The organism is Chryseobacterium viscerum (genome assembly GCF_002899945.2).
Lineage (GTDB): Bacteria > Bacteroidota > Bacteroidia > Flavobacteriales > Weeksellaceae > Chryseobacterium > Chryseobacterium viscerum.
In genome coordinates this window covers 68065-87004 of sequence record NZ_PPEG02000012.1, presented here as the reverse complement: position 1 = coordinate 87004, position 18940 = coordinate 68065, and the positions used below count along the sequence as shown (strand labels likewise).

The 18940-nt window shown below is 36.7% G+C and carries 17 protein-coding genes; 8 read left to right on the top strand and 9 right to left on the bottom strand.

What is annotated here, in order from left to right; genetic code table 11:
* The first annotated feature begins 307 nt into the window (after positions 1–307).
* The 6 genes from C1634_RS24010 to C1634_RS23985 all read left to right on the top strand — a co-directional run bounded on the left by C1634_RS24010 (position 308) and on the right by C1634_RS23985 (position 4856).
* On the top strand, positions 308–1195 hold the full coding sequence (locus C1634_RS24010; protein WP_109739269.1) for a DUF2589 domain-containing protein: 888 nt from the start codon (positions 308–310) through the stop codon (positions 1193–1195).
* A 15-nt stretch (positions 1196–1210) separates the two neighbouring features.
* Positions 1211–1909, top strand: a complete 699-nt coding sequence (locus C1634_RS24005) for a phage tail tape measure protein (RefSeq protein WP_103232520.1) — start codon at positions 1211–1213, stop codon at positions 1907–1909.
* Positions 1909–2487 carry a hypothetical protein gene (locus tag C1634_RS24000; protein ID WP_103232521.1) on the top strand — a complete coding sequence of 193 codons (579 nt, stop codon included), beginning with the start codon at positions 1909–1911 and terminating at the stop codon, positions 2485–2487. The genes C1634_RS24005 and C1634_RS24000 overlap by 1 nt, the downstream gene beginning before the upstream one ends.
* Before the next feature lie 12 nt (positions 2488–2499).
* Positions 2500–3762: a S8 family peptidase gene (locus C1634_RS23995; RefSeq protein WP_103232522.1), complete on the top strand. Its 1263-nt coding sequence runs from the start codon at positions 2500–2502 to the stop codon at positions 3760–3762.
* Positions 3759–3962, top strand: coding sequence for a hypothetical protein (locus C1634_RS23990; RefSeq protein WP_103232523.1), 204 nt, complete (start codon positions 3759–3761; stop codon positions 3960–3962). The genes C1634_RS23995 and C1634_RS23990 overlap by 4 nt, the downstream gene beginning before the upstream one ends.
* A 66-nt stretch (positions 3963–4028) precedes the next feature.
* On the top strand, positions 4029–4856 hold the full coding sequence (locus C1634_RS23985; protein WP_109739268.1) for an endonuclease/exonuclease/phosphatase family protein: 828 nt from the start codon (positions 4029–4031) through the stop codon (positions 4854–4856).
* 5 nt (positions 4857–4861) lie between these two features.
* Here C1634_RS23985 and C1634_RS23980 read toward each other — a convergent pair whose 3' ends face one another.
* Positions 4862–5548 carry a response regulator transcription factor gene (locus C1634_RS23980; RefSeq protein ID WP_103232525.1) on the bottom strand — a complete coding sequence of 229 codons (687 nt, stop codon included), beginning with the start codon at positions 5546–5548 and terminating at the stop codon, positions 4862–4864.
* Positions 5538–6854, bottom strand: a complete 1317-nt coding sequence (locus tag C1634_RS23975) for a sensor histidine kinase (RefSeq protein ID WP_103232526.1) — start codon at positions 6852–6854, stop codon at positions 5538–5540. The genes C1634_RS23980 and C1634_RS23975 overlap by 11 nt, the downstream gene beginning before the upstream one ends.
* A gap of 461 nt (positions 6855–7315) precedes the next feature.
* Between C1634_RS23975 and C1634_RS23970 the strand changes: the two genes are divergently transcribed.
* The gene (locus tag C1634_RS23970; protein WP_103232527.1) at positions 7316–9685 is read left to right on the top strand and encodes an outer membrane beta-barrel family protein; all 2370 of its coding nucleotides are present in this window, start codon (positions 7316–7318) and stop codon (positions 9683–9685) included.
* A gap of 106 nt (positions 9686–9791) precedes the next feature.
* Positions 9792–11657 carry a M1 family metallopeptidase gene (locus tag C1634_RS23965; protein ID WP_103232528.1) on the top strand — a complete coding sequence of 622 codons (1866 nt, stop codon included), beginning with the start codon at positions 9792–9794 and terminating at the stop codon, positions 11655–11657.
* A gap of 36 nt (positions 11658–11693) precedes the next feature.
* Here the strand turns inward: C1634_RS23965 and C1634_RS23960 are convergent, their stop codons facing one another.
* The 7 genes from C1634_RS23960 to C1634_RS26170 form a co-directional block, all read right to left on the bottom strand.
* Entirely contained in the window at positions 11694–13103 is a 1410-nt protein-coding gene (locus C1634_RS23960) for a phosphatase PAP2 family protein (protein WP_103232529.1), read from the bottom strand.
* A 109-nt stretch (positions 13104–13212) separates the two neighbouring features.
* Positions 13213–14226 carry a zinc metalloprotease gene (locus C1634_RS23955; RefSeq protein WP_103232530.1) on the bottom strand — a complete coding sequence of 338 codons (1014 nt, stop codon included), beginning with the start codon at positions 14224–14226 and terminating at the stop codon, positions 13213–13215.
* A gap of 364 nt (positions 14227–14590) precedes the next feature.
* On the bottom strand, positions 14591–15604 hold the full coding sequence (locus C1634_RS23950) for a zinc metalloprotease (protein WP_103232531.1): 1014 nt from the start codon (positions 15602–15604) through the stop codon (positions 14591–14593).
* A gap of 245 nt (positions 15605–15849) precedes the next feature.
* On the bottom strand, positions 15850–16491 hold the full coding sequence (locus C1634_RS23945) for a response regulator transcription factor (RefSeq protein WP_109739267.1): 642 nt from the start codon (positions 16489–16491) through the stop codon (positions 15850–15852).
* Positions 16488–17273 carry a sensor histidine kinase gene (locus C1634_RS23940; RefSeq protein ID WP_103232532.1) on the bottom strand — a complete coding sequence of 262 codons (786 nt, stop codon included), beginning with the start codon at positions 17271–17273 and terminating at the stop codon, positions 16488–16490. The genes C1634_RS23945 and C1634_RS23940 overlap by 4 nt, the downstream gene beginning before the upstream one ends.
* 650 nt (positions 17274–17923) lie before the next feature.
* Positions 17924–18493, bottom strand: coding sequence for a hypothetical protein (locus C1634_RS23930; RefSeq protein WP_103234543.1), 570 nt, complete (start codon positions 18491–18493; stop codon positions 17924–17926).
* 202 nt (positions 18494–18695) lie between these two features.
* Positions 18696–18848 carry a hypothetical protein gene (locus tag C1634_RS26170; RefSeq protein ID WP_165835393.1) on the bottom strand — a complete coding sequence of 51 codons (153 nt, stop codon included), beginning with the start codon at positions 18846–18848 and terminating at the stop codon, positions 18696–18698.
* Positions 18849–18940 lie beyond the last annotated feature (92 nt).

The window sequence follows — 18940 nt, the reverse complement described above, 5'->3', positions numbered from 1 at the left end:
TATCTCTTGTTGAATTTTCAAGGAAGCAAAGTTGGAATCAATTTCATTGATTCTTTCTAAGCAAACGCATAATCACACAGCTTCATCAGCAACTTGTTGCTTTCTTAGCTTACTTAATTATAAGACGACATCATATCATCTTTGCGTTTTATAAAATAAATATCACAAAAGCCTGAACTTACCATCATAAGTTCAGGCTTTTTATTTTAGGGTGTTTTTCCGGGGCAAGTGAAGGGGTTCTCCTGCAATGTTTTGGCGGTCGGCAATATAATTTTGTCTTACCATATTAATTTAAAAACAAAACAACATGGAAACATTAAAATCAGTGCTTGAAACAAGCCACGCCAAGAAAACAAAAAATGAGTTAATCGACCTTTTATCAGGAGTAGAAAAAGTTCTTACCCCTGCAGTTTATGAAAAGGTATCGGGAATTGAAACTTCAGAATTGAGTGCATTAACCAATAAAGAACTGTTAGGCATCGTAGAAGATTTCAAAAAGAATTATGATGAAAAGTGGGAAAAATCGTTTTCTGGTGCTTCTTCGGAGATCATGAAACTGATTGCCGGTAAAATGGCTGCTGATGAAGAAATTTTCAAAACTTCAGACGCTGCCAGTGCAGATTTTGCAGCAGAATTGGGAAGTATTGACTTTGCCACCATCATTGGCGGACCTTTGGATGCTTGTGTAAAAGCGCAGTCTAACGCTTCTATCGCCACCGTTAATTTCATCAATGAAGTAGGTTTTGAGCTTACGGATCCCAACAACCCGAATAGCGCGAAAAAACTGAGAATGGCAGAGTTTAAATACACTAAAAATATTCCCAACCCGGATTTTGATCCAGATAAGCCGGTAGATAATACTAATCCTAAAACAATTCCTGATCCGGTAGAGCTTTCCGTTCCTTTTATAGCCTTGCTAAACGTTCCAAGTTTTAGAATTGAAACCTGTGAAGTAGACTTTAATGTTAAGCTTAATTCAACTTATACTAAGGATGTAAGTGATGAATTTGGTATCAATGCCGGAGTATCCGGAGGATGGGGACCTGTGAAATTCAAAGTGGATGTTTCTTACAAAAGAACTTCAAGTACAGGAATTAAAGTGGAAAAAGAATATTCTCTTGGCGTAAAAGTACGTGCGACCAATGATGAAATGCCTGCGGGACTTGAAAAAGTTCTTGGACTTCTTTCACAATAATATATTTTACGAAAGATGATAAAACTATCAGATTACCTGGATTATCTCAACAATGAGATAATTCAGGCTCGTAAAAAAGCGGACGAGAATGCAGTTCTTATTGCAAAAGAATATGCCCGTCATGAATACCTTAAATATTTTAAGGTTCCGAGATATGCCCTGCCCAGTGTAAAGATGGATATCCCGATAAAGATTACGGATATAGATTCTGCTCCCAAATATAATTTCAAACTGAATCAGGATCAGTTTGTTACAGAAATGAATGAGAGAATCCGCCTGGTGAACAAAGAGAAAAGGATGAATATTCCTCAAATTAGTATAAAACAGATTCAGACTGAAGAGTTTAAAACACTGTTCAGTAAACTGGAAAAAAATGATCAGAAATTCGGAAAGCTTCCTGCCAATGAAGTGCTCAAACTGGATCTCAGAAACAAAATCAAAATTCTTAATTCCGGAATCTTCAGGCCTCAGGACGGGACCACTGAAGAAGAGACTGATGAACTGAAAGAAATTTTTTCAAAGGTTTTACTGAATAAATATACGCTGGTGAATGCAAAGCTGAACAACATCTACATAGATCCCAATACAAGTTCAGCAGAAGATAAAGATAAGCTATTCATCAACCTTCATGTGGAAATGGAGGAAGAAGGAATCAGGATTGTGTCATACAAAGATAAAGACGGCAACGAAATAGAACAGATAACTTTTGAGTAATGCAGCAACTTATTCACTACACAGTACAGAAAATAAAGGAGTTTCTGGAACATTTCAATGAAGTTCAGGCTTTGTATCTGTCAAAATCATTTGACTTTGATGTCCGGTTTGATGTATTTCTTAACGAAATTCTGGAGTATTTCCGTACCAAAGGAAATACCAGCCATGAATCTGAAGTTTTGAAAATCATGAATATGATTTCAACTGTTAAAAGAGGTTTTAATCCCATAAAAATGGAGAAAATAACAACAGGAAGAAGAGAACTTCTCGGAGGATTTTCATTCAATGCAATGGAAAGTATTTATGATATCCTGATGGAAGTTTACACTAAGGAAAACAAAAAGCTTGACGATGCAGAAGAACTTATTTCAGGGATCATTGTTTCATTATATCAGAATGGAATTTTGGATGATGAAAAGCTGAAAGAACTTGATTCTATTCCTAAAATTGAAAGCTTCTGGGCTTCACTCGTTGAACAGAATGCAGCCATATCCGGAATTAATAAAAAGCTCAGACTGACCATTATTCCGGAGGATATTTTCCTTGTGCTGGAGAAAGTATTTCTGAAATTAATTTAAAAAAAGATCATTATGGAAACCGGAAGATACATTGTTCTGCTGCAGGATCAGCAGAAAAATTCGCTCAAAAAAATAGAGAAAGAACTGGAAGTGAATATTACTTCTTCAGAATTTCTTTCCAAAGAAAACCGTTCTTATGAAATCATTGATCAGAACAACGGGGTGCTTTACAAGAATCTTGGGGTTCTTGTAGTAGATAATATGGATGAAGAGCAATTGAAAAGTGCGGTGGAAAATGATTCGAATTCTATTATTTATTACGAAAAAGAACGGGAGTTTTTTCCTGCTGATGAATTACAGTTGATCAACGAGCTTAAAAAACAGTCAGCCGGACTCGCAGAAAAGATTTCAGAACTTGAAAAATATATCACCAGTAAGCCTTTACCTCAACAATCATTCATTGAAATGGAATGGGGACTGAAAGCTATCGGCTTGGAAAATGCCCATTTTACAGGAAAAGGGATTAATATCTGCATTCTGGATACCGGGCTTGAGACCTCCCATCCCGATTTTTCCACGGAAGAAATTGAAGGGAAGTCTTTCATAGACGGAGAAGATTGGAACAGAGATCCCAACGGACATGGAACCCACTGTGCGGGAGTTGCCACAGGAAATACCAGAAGTGATAACGGAAAACGTTACGGAATTGCTAAGGACTGTAATTTGAAGATTGCAAAAGTGCTTGCAGATAATGGGAGAGGTACTACCAGCAGTGTGATTGATGCGATAGACTGGGCCATCACGAAAAAATTCAGAATACTGTCTCTTTCGCTGGCATCTCCGGTGAAGCTGGATGATCAGCCTTCTGTCCTTTTTGAAACAATAGGAGAAAGAGCATTGGAAAATAACTGTCTTATTATAGCGGCGGCTGGAAATGACAGCAGCAGACCGCAGATTCCGCAACCGGTTTCAATGCCGGCCAATTCAAAATCTATCATGGCTGTCGGGGCTATTGATAGTCAAATGAAGATAGCCAGATTCTCCAATGCAGGAATCAATCCGTCTACAGGAGGGAATATCAACGTTTGTGCTCCCGGAGTGGATATTATAAGTGCCTACCCTAAAAACGCAAAGAACAAAAATAATTTTTACTATAGCATGAGTGGGACCAGTATGGCAGCGCCACATGTTTCCGGACTTGCAGCACTGTACATGGAACAGTTTCCTAATAAATCTGCAAAAGAGATCTGGGAACTTATTGAAAACAAAGCCAGGCCTATTGAAGGTATAAAATACAGAGATATAGGAAATGGTTTAATACAGATCTACTTATGAACACGTATCTCGCCGTTTTAAAGAAAGATATAAAGGTGAAAAAGCTTGAAGTGCTTCTGGAAAGTAAAGAAATCAAACTTGTGGCTCATTACAAAACGATAGGGGTTATGAAACTTGAAAGTCAGCTTCCGATTTCGGAAACCGAATTTCAGGACTATTTTATATCTATAGAAGAAGAAAAAGATAATTTAACAATATAATCATATCAATAAAGCTTTTCTGTCGCAGAGAAGTTTTATTTTTGTCTCTTACTGATAAAATACTATATGAATTTCAGATTTTCAATGATGTTTCTGATGCTTTTTGCATTAGGATTTTCACAGGACCTTACCGTGATGAGTTTCAATATCAGACTGAATGTTGAATCCGATAAAGACAATGCATGGCCGAATAGGAAACAGGATGTTGCCGATTTACTAACGTATTATCATCCGGATTATTTCGGAGTTCAGGAAGCGCTTCCGGAACAGATGAAGGATATTAAAAACGGATTGAAGAACTACAATTATATAGGAGTAGGAAGAGATGACGGCAAAGAAAAAGGTGAGTTTTCTGCTATATTTTATGATACAGACAAACTTGAAGTCGTAAAATCGGGAACGTTCTGGTTGTCTGAAACTCCGGAGAAACCTTCAAAAGGCTGGGATGCTGCATTGAACAGAATCTGTACCTATGCTGTATTTAAAGATAAAAAATCGAAAAAGGAATTTCTGGCGATGAACCTTCATTTCGATCATGTAGGAAATGTTGCAAGAGTAAAATCTTCTGAGCTGATCCTGAAAAAGATCAAAGAATTGAATCCTAAAAACCTTCCGGTAGCATTAAGTGGAGATTTTAACCTGACAGATGATTCGGAGCCCATTAAAATCCTTTCCCAGAATATGAAAGATACCTTTTACCATTCCGAAACCAAGCATTATGGCCCGGTAGGAACTTTCACAGGTTTCAACGTAAACGAAGTTCCGAAAGACAGGATTGATTATATTTTTACAAATGGTTTTAAGATAAAATCTCACAGACACATCAATGACAGAAGAGAAAATTTACTTTATCCATCTGATCATTTCCCGGTTATTGTAAATCTTTCCCTATAAAAAAATCAGTGGGTTGGAAAATCGACTTCAAATCCAATTCCTCTCAGGGATTGGATTTTTATTTCGGGGTCACTAATGAAATACTTACGGAGCCTGCTGATGAATACATCAAGACTTCGACCCGTAAAATAATCATTGGTTTCCCACAGGTTATCCAGAATATTATCTCTTGTAATGATAGAGCGGTTGTGTTTCAGAAGATACAAAAGAAGCTGTTGTTCCCGGATGGTTAATCTTGAATTGCCATTGGGATGTGACAGCAGAAGTTTGGCTGTATCCAGAGAAAACTGTCCGATCTGGATCTCGTTTTCCGAAACAGCGGGAAGTGTTCTCTTCAGGATATTTTTAATTCTTAAAACAAGCTCTTCAGGATCACAAGGTTTAGCAATATAGTCATCGGCGCCTATTTTCAATCCCGTTAGGCGGTCTATTTTTTGGTTTTTGGCAGTTAAAAACAGCAATGGAAAATCCTTTTTTTCCTTGATGATCATTTTAGCCAGAGAAAAGCCGTCAAGATGAGGCATCATCACATCCAGAATTCCTATTTGAAAAGGAAAATCAGCATGAAGTAACGGCACAACCTCTTCAGGATTCTGAAACCAGCTGACTTCAAAATCTTCCAATTCAAGATACTGTTTCAGGATCATTCCGAAATCCGGATCGTCTTCTGCCAGAAGGATTTTAGTTTTCATAAGGAATTGATATTTTAAAAGTACTGCCTATAGTAAGCTGGCTGGACACGTTTATTTTGCCGCCATAATTTGTAATGATTTTCTTCACGAAATAAAGCCCGAGTCCAAGCCCTTTACTGTTATGAATATTATTGTTCTGTATTCTGTAGAATTTTTCAAAAATATGATCAAGTTCTTTTTTCTCAATGCCACAACCGTTGTCGCTGATCTCTATTTTGAAGGTTTGAGGAGAATTATTGATATTGATTTTCACATCGGAAGCTCCGTACTTTACACTGTTCTCACAAAGATTTTTGATGATGGTTTCCATAAGATGCTGGTCAAAAGGAAGCTCTTCTGTGATTTTATTGGACAAATCAAAATTGATTTCAGGATAAGTGAAGGCCAGATCCTGCACAAAAAAACTCCAGTCTTCAGGTTGTATCGAAAGAATTTCCTCAGAGGTTTCGTCTTTGTGGAGCTGAAGCATCAGGTTTTCTAGACGGTTGATCTGCCGGTCGATGAGGGGCAGCGTTTCAGGATTCCATTCCTTTTTTAAAGTTTTTGAGGCTATTTTTAATGTAGCAATGGGAGTTTTAAATTCATGGGAAATATTATCCACAACGGTGTGGAGAACTTCTACCTGTTTCTGCTGGCGGGCTAGATTTTTAACGGTGAAAATATAAAGTAAGAGCACACTGGCGAGAATGGCGGCACAGCATATGGTGAGCAGAGCAAGCTCTTTAAATATGATGGTTTTGATATTTAAAATCTCGAAACCGGTATTGCTTTTCAGAAGAAAAGAGTCGTTTCGGCCGGGAGTGTCATCATTAGTCGTGGATCTTGATGTAGTTTCCCATTTACCTGTATTGGCAATTTTAGGATTGGAAACTTTGTTTCGGGTTTCATACAAGGTGATCGGCTGATCAATCAGGCGGGTGCTGTCAGGGATATAAATGATGGAAATGTATTCTGTTTTCGTAGCAATTTCATAACCTTCTTTTTTAAAACTTGCATCTACGTAGTCGCTGAGATGCTTTTCATTTTCCTTTCTGTTTTTTTTAAAGTACTCCAGAAAATCTTTTTTACTGATCTTTTTATCATGATATCGAATTAAGATTTTCTGAATGGTATCATCTGTTCTACTTTTGATACCACCCAGATCTTCCAGTCTGTCGGTATAGTTGGTAAGTCTTGCATGAACATCTCTGTAAATCTCGCGTTCCTTTACCTGATATGTCTTGTACATAAAATAAGCCTGTATCCCTAGCAGAAGAAGGAACAGGGTAGCGAAAAGAGCAATAAGGTTTTTGCTTTTAGTGATCATTGAAACAAAGATAAAACTTTAACATTCTACTGAAATAGTATTTTTATCATTAACCTTTTATTAACCTGATGATTAGTGCTGTTTTGGGTGTTTTTATAAAATTAAAAGGCTATGTAATGAAAAAGAAATTCCAATAAAAATAAAAATTTTGTTCAGATCATGATGATGCCCTATTATTATGTTTTTGAAATGTCCAGCAAAAGTAAAGAAGAGTTTGCAGGTTTGACCAAACAAACGCAGATGTACATCAAAAAATAACTGGATAAAGCAATTCCTTATCCATAAGCATATTCTCTATATATTTTGAAGCCTGAATTCGGAAATTCAGGCTTTATTATTTTAAAGAAAAGACATTAACCTATCATTAACCCATCGTTAACCGAGATTCTCCCTTTCAATATGGAATTTTGTACCCATAGAACAGAACCATTGTTTTGTTTGATAGGATTAAAAAATAAGCCATGTATAAAATTCTTTTTTTTCTGTGTCTGCCCCTCATGGTTCTTGCCCAGAAACAAAAACTTGGAGGAACTGTTGTAAACACGGATAACGAAAAACTTTCATCTGTAAAGGTAGAGCTCTATAATTCTCAAAATAAATTAATCAAAGAATTAAAAACAGACGATAATGGAAATTTCGTGCTGGAGGATATTATAGAAGAGAATGTGAAACTCGTTGTCAAAAATCAGGGATATTCTCTATTTGAGAAAAAGATTGATCTGAAGCAGCTTGACCCTTTACATATTACTCTTAAAAAAGAAACTCAGGAAATAGAGGGAGTAGTAATGACGAAGCGTAAACCGTTGGTGAAAAGAAAAGTTGACCGCTTGGAATTTAATGTTGAAAACAGCAATGTTTCATCACTCAATGCCTGGGAAATTTTAAAAAATACACCCAGTGTCACTGTAAATAATAGTACGCTGAGTGTAAAAGGAGGTACTGGAATCCTGGTGACCATTAATGATAAAAAAGTAATGCTAACGGGAGATGAGCTCAAAAATCTTCTTGAAAATACACAGGGAGATGATGTGAAGTCTATAGAGGTGATCACCAATCCTCCAGCAAAATATGAAGCTTCGGGAAGTGCAGTCCTGAATATCGTTCTGAAGAAAAATAAGATTGAAGGCTACCGAGGGATCATTTCATCCAAATATATACAGACACAGTATGCGAAAGGCGTTGTCGGACTTTCTCAGTATTATAAAAAAGATAAACTTTCCGTTATGGGAAGCTATTATAGAGGGATGGGAACGTATTACCGGGAAGGGACAGACTATGTGAATTACCCGGAAAGCCAAACCCGATGGGTGAGTACGATGAACAGGAAGGATAAAAACACTAACCAAAATACCCTGAATTTTAATGTGGAATATGAGCTGGACAGCTTGACCAGCTTAAGCCTCAATTATTCAGGGTTTTTCTCTCCAAAATCTTTCGGAACCTACCATGTTCCTACGCTGATCTATAATGCTCAGGATATCGTGGAATCCAATTACACAACAATTAATGATCACCGATCGAGGTCTATCAATAATTCTGTGAGTTTTCAGATAGACCATAAACTGAATAAAAAAAGCAGTCTTTCCTGGATCAATTACTTTACCGGAAATAATAGCGATAAATATCAGAATGTGATTACCTATCTGAACTTTGCGGGTCAGCCCCCTAAAGAAGATAACTTCATTACACAGAATCAAGCAGATGTACAGCTTTATTCTACCCAATTGGATTATCAGTGGAAAGGTGAAAAACTGGAGCTGGAATCCGGAGCGAAATATAGTTTTGTAAAGACAAACAGTACACTTGATTTCTCAGACAACGAGAATGGCGTTTTGCAATACCGTCCCGAAAAGAGCAGTATTTTTGATTATAAAGAACATAATTTTGCCCTGTATTCTTCACTGGCCTACAATATTGGAAAATGGAACTTTAAGGGAGGGCTTCGTGCCGAAATGACAGATCTTGAAGGTGTCGTTTCTGAACCCTATGAACTGAATAAAAGCAACTACTGGAAGTTCTTTCCGACTTTCTATGTACAGTATACTACAGAAAATAAGCAGGAATTCGGGTTTTCTTATGGAAAAAGGATCAGCAGACCTTCCTATTCATGGTTGAATCCTGCCAAATCTTATTACAACCTGTTTTCATACTACCAGGGAGATCCGAAGCTGAAGGCAACAATTACACATAACCTGAATCTTACCTATTCATGGAAAGAATGGAACCTGGATCTGTATTATCGAAAAGAAATTTATCCCTCTATGGAAATATCCTATCAGGAGCCAAGCACCAACAGTCTGATTTACTATTTTACCAATATTGAAAAAGGAGAAGCTTTCGGGGCCAGTCTTTACAAAAATTTCCAGGTGAAACCATGGTGGAATATCATCGTGTCCGAAAATCTTGAACATAACGAAAACTATTTCAAGGGAACAGACGGAATGCTGTATAAAAATAAAGTCCTGAACTGGGTTTCCAATATCTCCACTAGCTTTACACTTGATAAAAGCAGCGATTGGAAAATGGAAATGGGGCATCGTTATTATTCTCCGGGAATACAGGGGACATTCAGGATTTCTTCTGTCTGGTCAGCCTATTTTGTCATGAATAGAAAGTTCTTTAATAAAAAATTGGAAGCGAGTTTTGTGGTCAGCGATATTTTCAGAAGTACAGGTCAGAAAGTGAGTACGAAATATGCAAATCAGGATAATTATTTCCTTGATTATACCGATGCGCAGGGAGTCACATTATCATTGAAATTCAACTTTGGAAACCAGTCTGTGAAAAATGCAAAAACAATAAAGAAAACCACGGAACAGGAAAGATTATAGAATAAATTAATGTAAAACCAATTATAATAAAATATTATTATAAAAGAAATCATCACCTGCTGTCACATTTTCGCTATTTTTGATACCTATCTTTAAAAAGATCGATATGAAGAAAATTTTTTCCGGATTGCTGATAGCAGTTTCTTTACTGCAACTGTCTGCACAGGAACTATATATGCCGAGGAACATCAAAAAAGCATATGAAAAAGGAACACGGGATATCTCCGGGGCACCAGGTAAAAGCTACTGGCAGAATAAAGGAGCGTATAATGTAGAGGTGAAAGTGGATGCCAGCACAAAGGTGGTTTCCGGAAAAGAAACGATTGTCTACACAAACAACAGCCCGGATAACCTGAATGAACTGGCGATACGATTTGTAAATAACCTTCACAAGCCACAGTCGCCAAGATCTGGAGTGGTCTCTAAGGATTTTCTGTCTTCAGGGCTTAAGATTAAATCTTTCATCGTGAATGGTGAGAAATATGATATTGATAGTGACGATTGGAGTACCGTTGAAAAAGTAAAATTAAAAACAGCTTTAAAATCAAAATCAAAATCCGAAGTTAAAATAGAGTGGGAGTATCCGCTTTCTGTACAGAGTGGAAGAGAGGGTCAGATAGATTCTGAAACTTTTTACGTAGCCTATTCTTTTCCAAGAATATCTGTGTATGATGATTACAACGGATGGGATATGCTTCAGCACTCAGACAGACAGGAATTTTATAATGATTTCAATGACTATAGCTTTGCCATTACTGCACCTAAAAATTATGTAGTTTGGGCAACGGGAGATTTTCTGAACCCGGAAGCTGTACTTCAGCCGGAATATTTAAAAAGATATAAAGCTTCATTAAAAAGCGATAAAGTAATGCATATTGCTACAGAGCAGGAAATGAGGTCCGGGAAAGTTACGCAGCAGAAAAAATGGAATATATGGAAGTTCAAAGCCAGCCATATTACAGATTTCTGTTTTGCATTGAGTAATCATTATGTGTGGGATGCAGCAAGTGTTCAGTTAAAAACAAAAAGAGCGAGCGTTCAATCCGGATATAAAAACGGAGCAAAAGATTTTGAACACTATGTAGACTGGATGCGTTATAACCTGGATTGGTTTTCTAAAAACTGGCCGGGAGTAGAATATCCCTACAATGTAATGACCGCTATCCAAGGATATGCAGATATGGAATATCCAATGATGATCAATGATACCAGTATTCCTGATGATCTTCAGGATGCAAGATTGACGGCAGATCATGAAATTGCCCATACGTATTTTCCTTTTTACATGGGAATCAACGAAACGAGATATGCATTCATGGATGAAGGTTGTGCTACCACCCTGGAATATCTTATAGGTATTGATGAGAATGGAGAAGCTGCTGCTAAAGAATTTTATAAAAACTTCCGTGTCAAAAAATGGATCAATGATCCGTCTGCAGAACAGGATCAGCCTATAATTACGATGAGTACACAGGTGAGTGGTGCGGGATATGGAAACAATTCCTATGTGAAAGCCTCTTTGTCTTATCTGGCGCTGAAAGATTATTTAGGAGATGAACTGTTCAAAAAAGCATTACACCATTATATGGACAACTGGAATGGAAAGCATCCGGTGCCATGGGATTATTTCAACTCTATGAATACCGGTTCAGGGAAAAATCTGAATTGGTTCTTCCAGAATTGGTTTTATACCAATAATTATATTGATTTAAAAGTAACGGGAGCTTCCCAGATGAATGATATGCTTACGGTAAACGTGGCGAATGTAGGTGGATTTGTAATTCCGTTTGATGCAATATTGTCATACGAAGATGGGACTACAGAGAAACTGCATTTCTCACCTTCTGTTTGGGAAAAAGATCAGAAACTAACAGATCTGGTAATTCCTATTAAGAAAAAAATAAAATCGGTACAGCTGGATGGAGATCTGTTTATGGATTATACTCCGGAAAATAATCGCAAAAATTTATAAAAGTAAAAGCCTTCAGATTCTGAAGGCTTTTTTATTTTAAAAATAGGCTGTCAATCTTAAGCCTAATGTAATATAATTGATTCTTTCTTTAGCAATCATGTTATTAAGTTCCTCATCCAGCTCGGCACTTTCTTTAATCTCGTCACTGAAGTGATAACGGATCGTAGAGTTGATCTGATTGTAATCTGTATAGAAAGTAAGACCTAGCCCCGGATTGAATTTGTAGGTCATAGCAGCTCCTGTATTCCAGCGGAAGGCTGGTTTGGGCTTGTATCGGGCTATTTGAAGCTCATGGTTAGGAGCGTCTATATCATCTCCTTTTACAAATACTTTTCCACTTGCTGTGGCGGCATACCCTCCGGTTAGCTTTAAGGTAAGCTGCCACTTATCTGAGAATTCATGAGAAAAATATGGACCAATACCTGCAGCCAGGAAGCCCATGGATTGCGTTTTTAGTTCATGATTACCAAAATCCTGCCCGTCATCAAAGTCTATCCTTTGAGATTTAATCGGGAAGCTGCTGAAGGTGATATCTGCACCCACACCCCATTTTTTTGAAAAGAAATAAGCTCCTTCCAATCCGCCCTCAAAACCTGTTTGCTTTTTGTCATCGAGCTCAGATTCTTTCAGGAAGTTGGTGGTTCCTAATGCCACACCCGTCTTTAAGGCAAGAAAAGATGGATAATCGTTTCCTTGTATTCTGGATAAGAGACTTAAATTATCTCCTTTGTTCTTATAAATTTTATCAATAAAGAAATATCCAAGCTCTGTTGAGATAATCCCTATCCCAGCACCGGCAAGAATATCCGGAACCCAGTGTCTGTTATTTAAATTCCGTCCAAGTCCCGTAATAGCAGCAGAACCATACCCTGCAATACTATAGGCTGGGTTTACCATACCATATTCTTTGTGTAGAAAACTGGCATTGGTAAAAGCCATAGCAGCATGTCCTGATGGAAAAGAATTGTTTTTGGACCCGTCCGGACGTTCCACTTTTGCGGTATATTTAATAGAATTGACTAAAATAGCCATGATGACTAAGCTGGTACCATAGGATAAAGTGGCCCGCCCGAGATTGTTTCTACCTTTTACACCTGCCAGTTTTAATCCGTAAACGGCAGCTGCAGGAGCATATTGAAGATAATCATCATATTTGACTTTAAAGTTGGGAAGGTATCGGTTTCTTACCTCACGGATATTCTCCTTTTCTCCCCATGTTGCCGCAGCAGCGGCAAAAAGCAGAGCAGGAGCGACTGATTTTTTTACCCATTCTTTTTTGAAAAAAGGGGATTTCTCCTGAATGCTGTAACCGGAATTAATTAATGCAAGATCTTCTTTAAGACTCCTGGCTTGGATGGTATCCTGTGTTTTAATTTGGATAGTATCCTGTGCTTTAATACAGTATAAGTGCAATAGTATTCCTGATGCTAGTGCTAATTTTTTCATCTTAGTAGTGGTGCGAAATTAAATCATGTAAAAGTATTAAAAAAATCTATCCCAAAAATTGAGATAGACTATTTTAATATTTTTATAATATTACAACTTGCGTTGTTGATTATCTTAATCCAGATCTTGGTCCGGATGCAGCTACTACAGCCTGCATTCTTGTTTTTTGGTTAGCAGAGAACATCACCATAGATTTGTCATCTACATAATCCATATAATTCATGAACATTTGAGAGCGGCTTACACCTCCACAAACTCTGTTTAGAGGATAGGTAGGATTCCCGTAGTTAGGGCCAGGAGATGTAGGAGTATCATTAGAGTAATCTGTCTGGCAGCCAGCATCAGATGATCCCCAAAGGTGTGGAAGGTTTAGGTAGTGTCCTACTTCGTGAGTTACCGTTCTTCCTAAGTTGAACGGAGCAGAAGCACCTGTTTTTCCGATGTACTGATATCCAATTACAAGACCATCATACCATTGTCCTGCATTTTCAGGATAATAAGCATAGCCTAGCGTTCCAGCCTGACCATTTTGGTCAAGGATTGAATTAACAACCCATATATTCATATTTTTATTTACATCAGTAGCATCAATACCTCCAGTGCTTGCTTTTTTCATCTCTTCCAGGTTAGACTTCCAGCCTGTTTTTGAATTCTGCTTACGGTTGGTAGCTATTAATTTGAAACGAATTTTTACATCACCTGCAGCAGATGGCTGAAATGCGGAAGGAATTTTAGTAATATCAGAATTGGTAGCACCATAATCAGCATTTAGTACAGCGATTTGTTCTGCAATTCTTGCATCAGAAACATTCTGAGCAGAGGTGTTATAAATTACGTTAAAAACAACCGGGATTTCAACTGTTCCATCTGCGAGAACTTTTCCCAATTTAAGATTCTCTGCAAAGTTTTGAGTACGGGCTTCAATTTCGTCTGCTTTTAGCCTTAGAGAAGGGTTTTTCTGTAACATTTCAGCTCTCAATTCTTCAGAAGGACAGCTTCTTTTAAGGGCACTTGCGATAGGAGGTTCCTCATTCAAAGGTGTTTCGTTTTGATTGTTTAAGCTGTCGGTGTTACATGCCGACATAAAGCCCAGAATGAGGGCTCCAAATAAGAATTTTTTCATATCGTTATAATATAATTTGGTTGAGGTTGTGAAATTATATTATTTAAAATTAATGTGCAAACAATTTGTAAAATATTTACGAAATTAATATGTTTTAATGCGTTTGCGTGTTTTTAATTTAAAGTTATTGGTTTTGTTTTGAGTTTTCATTAAATTCTTATATTTTGTTTTTTATTTCACTTTTAAGTGTATTTTTAATGTAAATAATTTTATATTTTTTATTATTTGTAGAATTTTTTTAGGATAAAATGCGCTCCTGTTTTTTTTAAGCTTTCATAAACTTACAGGGTAACCACGGTAATAATAGTAAAAAAACCTATCTCAACATTTGAGATAGGTTTCAACTATTTTAAAAAATGTATTTTTATAAAACTCTTAGTCCGGATCTTGCTCCAGAAGAAGCTGTTACAGACTGCATTTTTGTCTTTTGTCCTGCTGTAAACATATAGAGTGAATTATCATCAGAATAATCCATATAATTCATAAACATTACAGATCTTTTCACGCCATAACAAGTGTTGTAAAGAGGGTAAGATGGAGCACCTGTATTAGCTGTTGTCTGGGTAGGGGTATCAGCAATTAAATCATCACCGCAATTGGTATCTCCCCAGATATGTCTAAGACCTAAATAGTGACCCACTTCATGAGTGGCAGTTCTTCCCAGATTAAATGGAGCAGAAGTTCCTGTTTTTCCAAAATAAGGAGAGGCAATTACTACACCATCTTTCCATGTGCCTGCATCCTCAGGGAAAGTTGCATATCCAAGGATACTTCCTTGAGTATCTGGCATGCTTCCAACAATCCAGATATTAAAATAATTTGTAGGATTAGTAGCATCAATTCCTCCTGTAGAGGCTTTTTTCATAGTATTATTTGCTCTGTCTGTTTTGCTCCATGATGTTTTGGTAGTGGTTTTTCTTATGGTGTTTGCCAGTTTGAATCTTACTTTTACATCACCTGCTTTTACTCCCTGGAATTCTGTAGGGATTTGGGAAACATCACTGTTTGTACCTCCATAGTCAGCGTTCAAAATCGCAATTTGCTCTGCAATTCTGGCATCAGATACGTTTTGTGCAGCAGTTTTATAGATTACATTAACAACAACTGGAATTTCAACAGTTCCATCCGCAAGAACTTTTCCTAAAGCAAGATTGTTGGAGAATTTTTTTGCATTGGCCTCAATTTCTTCTACTTTTTGTCTCAATGCAGGATCTTTTTGTAATGCCTCTTGTCTCATTTCCTCAGATGGACAAATTCTTTTGGAGGCTAGTGAAGAAGTTTCCGGTTCAGCCTGTGTTTCATTTTGGTTAGAAATGTTGTCATTGTTACAAGCTGTCATTAACCCGAGCATAAGAGCTCCGAATAATAGTTTTTTCATATCGTTATAATTTGGTTGAGGATGTGAAATTATATTATTTGAAATTAATATGCAAGTAATTCTGTAAAATAATTACGGAATTACTATTGATTTTGATTTTTTATTGATTTTAATTCAGTGTTATTTAGTTTGTTTTGAATTTTAATCAATCTTTATAAATATGGTGATGTGTTTTGTCTGTAAATTGTTTTTAACGAATATGTTTCGTTTAAACCAGCTTTTAAATTAATTTTTTGTAGCTAAAATTAATTTGCAAAACCATTTTTAATGGCAAAAACGGCAAGTCCTACACGGGTTTTTAAATCCAGTTTTTCACAAAGCTGATCACGGTAGCTTTCTACGGTCCTTGGACTGCAGCACATTCTGTCTGCAATTTCCTTATAGCTGAGCTCAGTGACCGTATATTTCAGGAATTCTTTTTCCCTGTCGGAAATTCTTATGGCAATTTCAGATTCCGTTTCTTTATTAAGGTTGGAGAAAATAATTTTTGAAGCCCAGTCCGGATAAAAGAAGCCATCACTATTCAATCGGGTAAGGGCTGTTTCCAAATCTCTTGGATGGGTGTTTTTTAAGAGATAGCCTTTTGCTCCGCTTTTGATCATCTTGATCACGCTGTTGTCGTCTCCCTGCATGCTGAGGGCCATAACCTTGATGTCTGGGTGGTTTTTTGTAAGCCAGGCTGCCGTTTCAAATCCGTCCATAATCGGCATACTGATATCTAAAAGAATAATATCCGGAATTGCGTTGCCCTCCTCAAGTTTCTGAATAAGGTCCTTCCCATTTTCACACACATAGATTACTTCAAATTCATTGAAGTTACCAATAATTCCTTCCAGAGCCTTGGCTATAAGTATATGATCGTCAACAATTACAATTGATTTTTTCATGACTGTTTTTTTAAGATAATATTAAGGTGGGTTCCTGCATTTTCCTGGCTTTCCATGCGAAAGCGAGCTCCTATGATTTCGGCTCTGTTTTTCATGTTGGTAAGGCCTATTCCGTTGGACTTGATCTGGGAAGTGTCAAACCCGGTTCCATCATCACGAATATCAAGTTCCCAAAGAATGTCTTCAGAAGTATTCAGGCTGATGAAAATATTTTTACAGCCTGAGTGTTTTATACTATTCTGAATAAACTCCTGAGTGATTCTGAGCAGAACATTTTTATGAACAAAACCTAAATCCAGCTGTTTAAAATTGTGCTCAAAGCTTACTTTACACCTTTTAAAAGAATTAGTGTTATCTACTTCTTCCTGTATTAAAGTTACAATTTCCTTTTGGTTGATATTGTCATCGGTTAATGTTTTTGACAAGCTTCGAAGATCTTGCAGAGACTGGTTGATGATCTGAGAAACCTGATCAATTCTCTCATTGGCTTCCGGTGCCCTATTTTCATAAAGCATCTGCTGTACATAAAGGCTCACAAGAGTAAGTTTCTGACCAATGTTATCATGAAGTTCCCGGCCGATCTGCTGCATGGTAGCCTGCTGGATTTCCAGTTGGGTAGAAAGGATCTCTCTTTGATGAAGTTCATTTTTTCTTTCAATTTCATTAAGATGCTCCTTCTTGCGTTGTTTGTAACTTCTGATATAGATTAATACCGCCGTTACAAACATTACAAAAAGTACATTGAATAGAATAATGACAATTAAGAGCTCTGTTTTCCCCATATAAATGAACTTGCAAATAAAATATACATCACAATAACTGACATTAGAAAATAATTGAAATAAATATTCCAGATCTCCTTATAGTTTACCAGGAATGATAAAAATGCCATAAAAGGTAATGTTCCTATGTATGATAATGTAATTCCGAGATTAATATAAAACATTTTGTTTTTATTAAAATTGAGAATGTTGTGAGAATTAATTTGTTTATAATACTCCATTATTACCAATAGCATTAAGATAAGACATCCAAATGTATAGTTAAAAGCAAACACTATTTTACTTTTTGAAAAATATAATTCATTCGGAATAAATGATAGCAAATATAAAATAGATAATATCCAAAATAATTTAGTTCTACCTAGGGATTTCACAGCATATAACCAGTAAAAAAATATAAACTGGATCGGCATCAAAAGATAGTTATAGTATTGGGCTTTAGTAAAATGAATAAAACTTCCCCATTTACCATAGGCTTCCCCTAGGAAAATGAATACCAGATAGAACACAAAAAATTTCCAATGTTGTTCTTTTAAACGATTATAATGGAAAATTGCAATGGCCGCAGCAAGTCCTTCAGACCAAAGAATGCATTTTTGTGCAAATTCCTGGAATTCTGTCATATTGTGTATTAGGGATATTGATTATAATTAAAAAGATTCACCCGACGATGTATATGGTGGTATAAGTATTCCATTATTTTCTCCAAGACCAGAGTCATCACCAAGAGGCCCGCCACCGCCATTACCATTATCACCGCCATTGCCGGATGGAGTAAAATTACGTGAATTTAGTGCTAAATTTGAATTCTCTCCATTGGCCTGAAAAGGGTTAAAGTCAAAATCAATAAGCTCTCCTGCTTCACTGGCTTTTTTCAAGGTTGGGATCATTACTAAAGTATGCTTTCCGGCAAACTCAACAGGAACAGGGTGAGAGTCCATCATAGACCAGTTTTCCTGCTTAGGATAAGTTGCATAGTAAAATCTGATTCCTAGGTCTGCCTCTGAAGTTGTAGGATTTACTTTAGCGGCTTCTTCTTCGATTTTCGCAATAAAGTTTTTCAATTTTGGAAGGTCAAACCAAATAGAGTGGGCATCCTGAATTCCTAAAGCAGTGTTGATAGTGCTTAGGTGGTTTTGACGGTAATTGTCGATCAGAGCCTGGATAAGACTGTTTGACATGATTCCAGGTTCTAGTGGGTTGTTTGATTCTGTATTCATAGCTTATGGTTTACGGTAAAACTCAATTAATATGCAAATCTCGTAAAAAATATGCTAGAAAATGTATTCGTAAATAGGGAATTATACTGTTATTTTTACCGTGTTTTTACGGATTGTATGTAAAGGATAATAATTGAGAGAGAAAGCAAATACAGATTTACTCTATAAAAAAGCGGAGAAAGTATATTTCTCCGCCTGTTCTTTAAATACAAGGATATTTTCTCCAATCCATGCAGACATATCCCACTGTACAGCAAAGACCTGGAGGGCAGCTCCAGTCCTCACCACATTGTATAGTGGGTGGTTCAATTCCACCATCTATTTTCTTTAAATCTTGTCTTTTTAGCTTTTTCATAGTGATTTTGTTTTAGTTATTGATTTTTAGTGTAAATATAATATTATTTCACCATAATAGGATAAAATAAATAAAAAATAAGTGCTGCAGAT

Coding starts and splice junctions, on each gene's coding strand:
- C1634_RS24010 (WP_109739269.1), top strand. CDS start 308: ATGGAAACATTAAAATCAGTGCTTGAAACAAGCCACGCCAAGAAAACA.
- C1634_RS24005 (WP_103232520.1), top strand. CDS start 1,211: ATGATAAAACTATCAGATTACCTGGATTATCTCAACAATGAGATAATT.
- C1634_RS24000 (WP_103232521.1), top strand. CDS start 1,909: ATGCAGCAACTTATTCACTACACAGTACAGAAAATAAAGGAGTTTCTG.
- C1634_RS23995 (WP_103232522.1), top strand. CDS start 2,500: ATGGAAACCGGAAGATACATTGTTCTGCTGCAGGATCAGCAGAAAAAT.
- C1634_RS23990 (WP_103232523.1), top strand. CDS start 3,759: ATGAACACGTATCTCGCCGTTTTAAAGAAAGATATAAAGGTGAAAAAG.
- C1634_RS23985 (WP_109739268.1), top strand. CDS start 4,029: ATGAATTTCAGATTTTCAATGATGTTTCTGATGCTTTTTGCATTAGGA.
- C1634_RS23980 (WP_103232525.1), bottom strand. CDS start 5,548: ATGAAAACTAAAATCCTTCTGGCAGAAGACGATCCGGATTTCGGAATG.
- C1634_RS23975 (WP_103232526.1), bottom strand. CDS start 6,854: ATGATCACTAAAAGCAAAAACCTTATTGCTCTTTTCGCTACCCTGTTC.
- C1634_RS23970 (WP_103232527.1), top strand. CDS start 7,316: ATGTATAAAATTCTTTTTTTTCTGTGTCTGCCCCTCATGGTTCTTGCC.
- C1634_RS23965 (WP_103232528.1), top strand. CDS start 9,792: ATGAAGAAAATTTTTTCCGGATTGCTGATAGCAGTTTCTTTACTGCAA.
- C1634_RS23960 (WP_103232529.1), bottom strand. CDS start 13,103: ATGAAAAAATTAGCACTAGCATCAGGAATACTATTGCACTTATACTGT.
- C1634_RS23955 (WP_103232530.1), bottom strand. CDS start 14,226: ATGAAAAAATTCTTATTTGGAGCCCTCATTCTGGGCTTTATGTCGGCA.
- C1634_RS23950 (WP_103232531.1), bottom strand. CDS start 15,604: ATGAAAAAACTATTATTCGGAGCTCTTATGCTCGGGTTAATGACAGCT.
- C1634_RS23945 (WP_109739267.1), bottom strand. CDS start 16,491: ATGAAAAAATCAATTGTAATTGTTGACGATCATATACTTATAGCCAAG.
- C1634_RS23940 (WP_103232532.1), bottom strand. CDS start 17,273: ATGGGGAAAACAGAGCTCTTAATTGTCATTATTCTATTCAATGTACTT.
- C1634_RS23930 (WP_103234543.1), bottom strand. CDS start 18,493: ATGAATACAGAATCAAACAACCCACTAGAACCTGGAATCATGTCAAAC.
- C1634_RS26170 (WP_165835393.1), bottom strand. CDS start 18,848: ATGAAAAAGCTAAAAAGACAAGATTTAAAGAAAATAGATGGTGGAATT.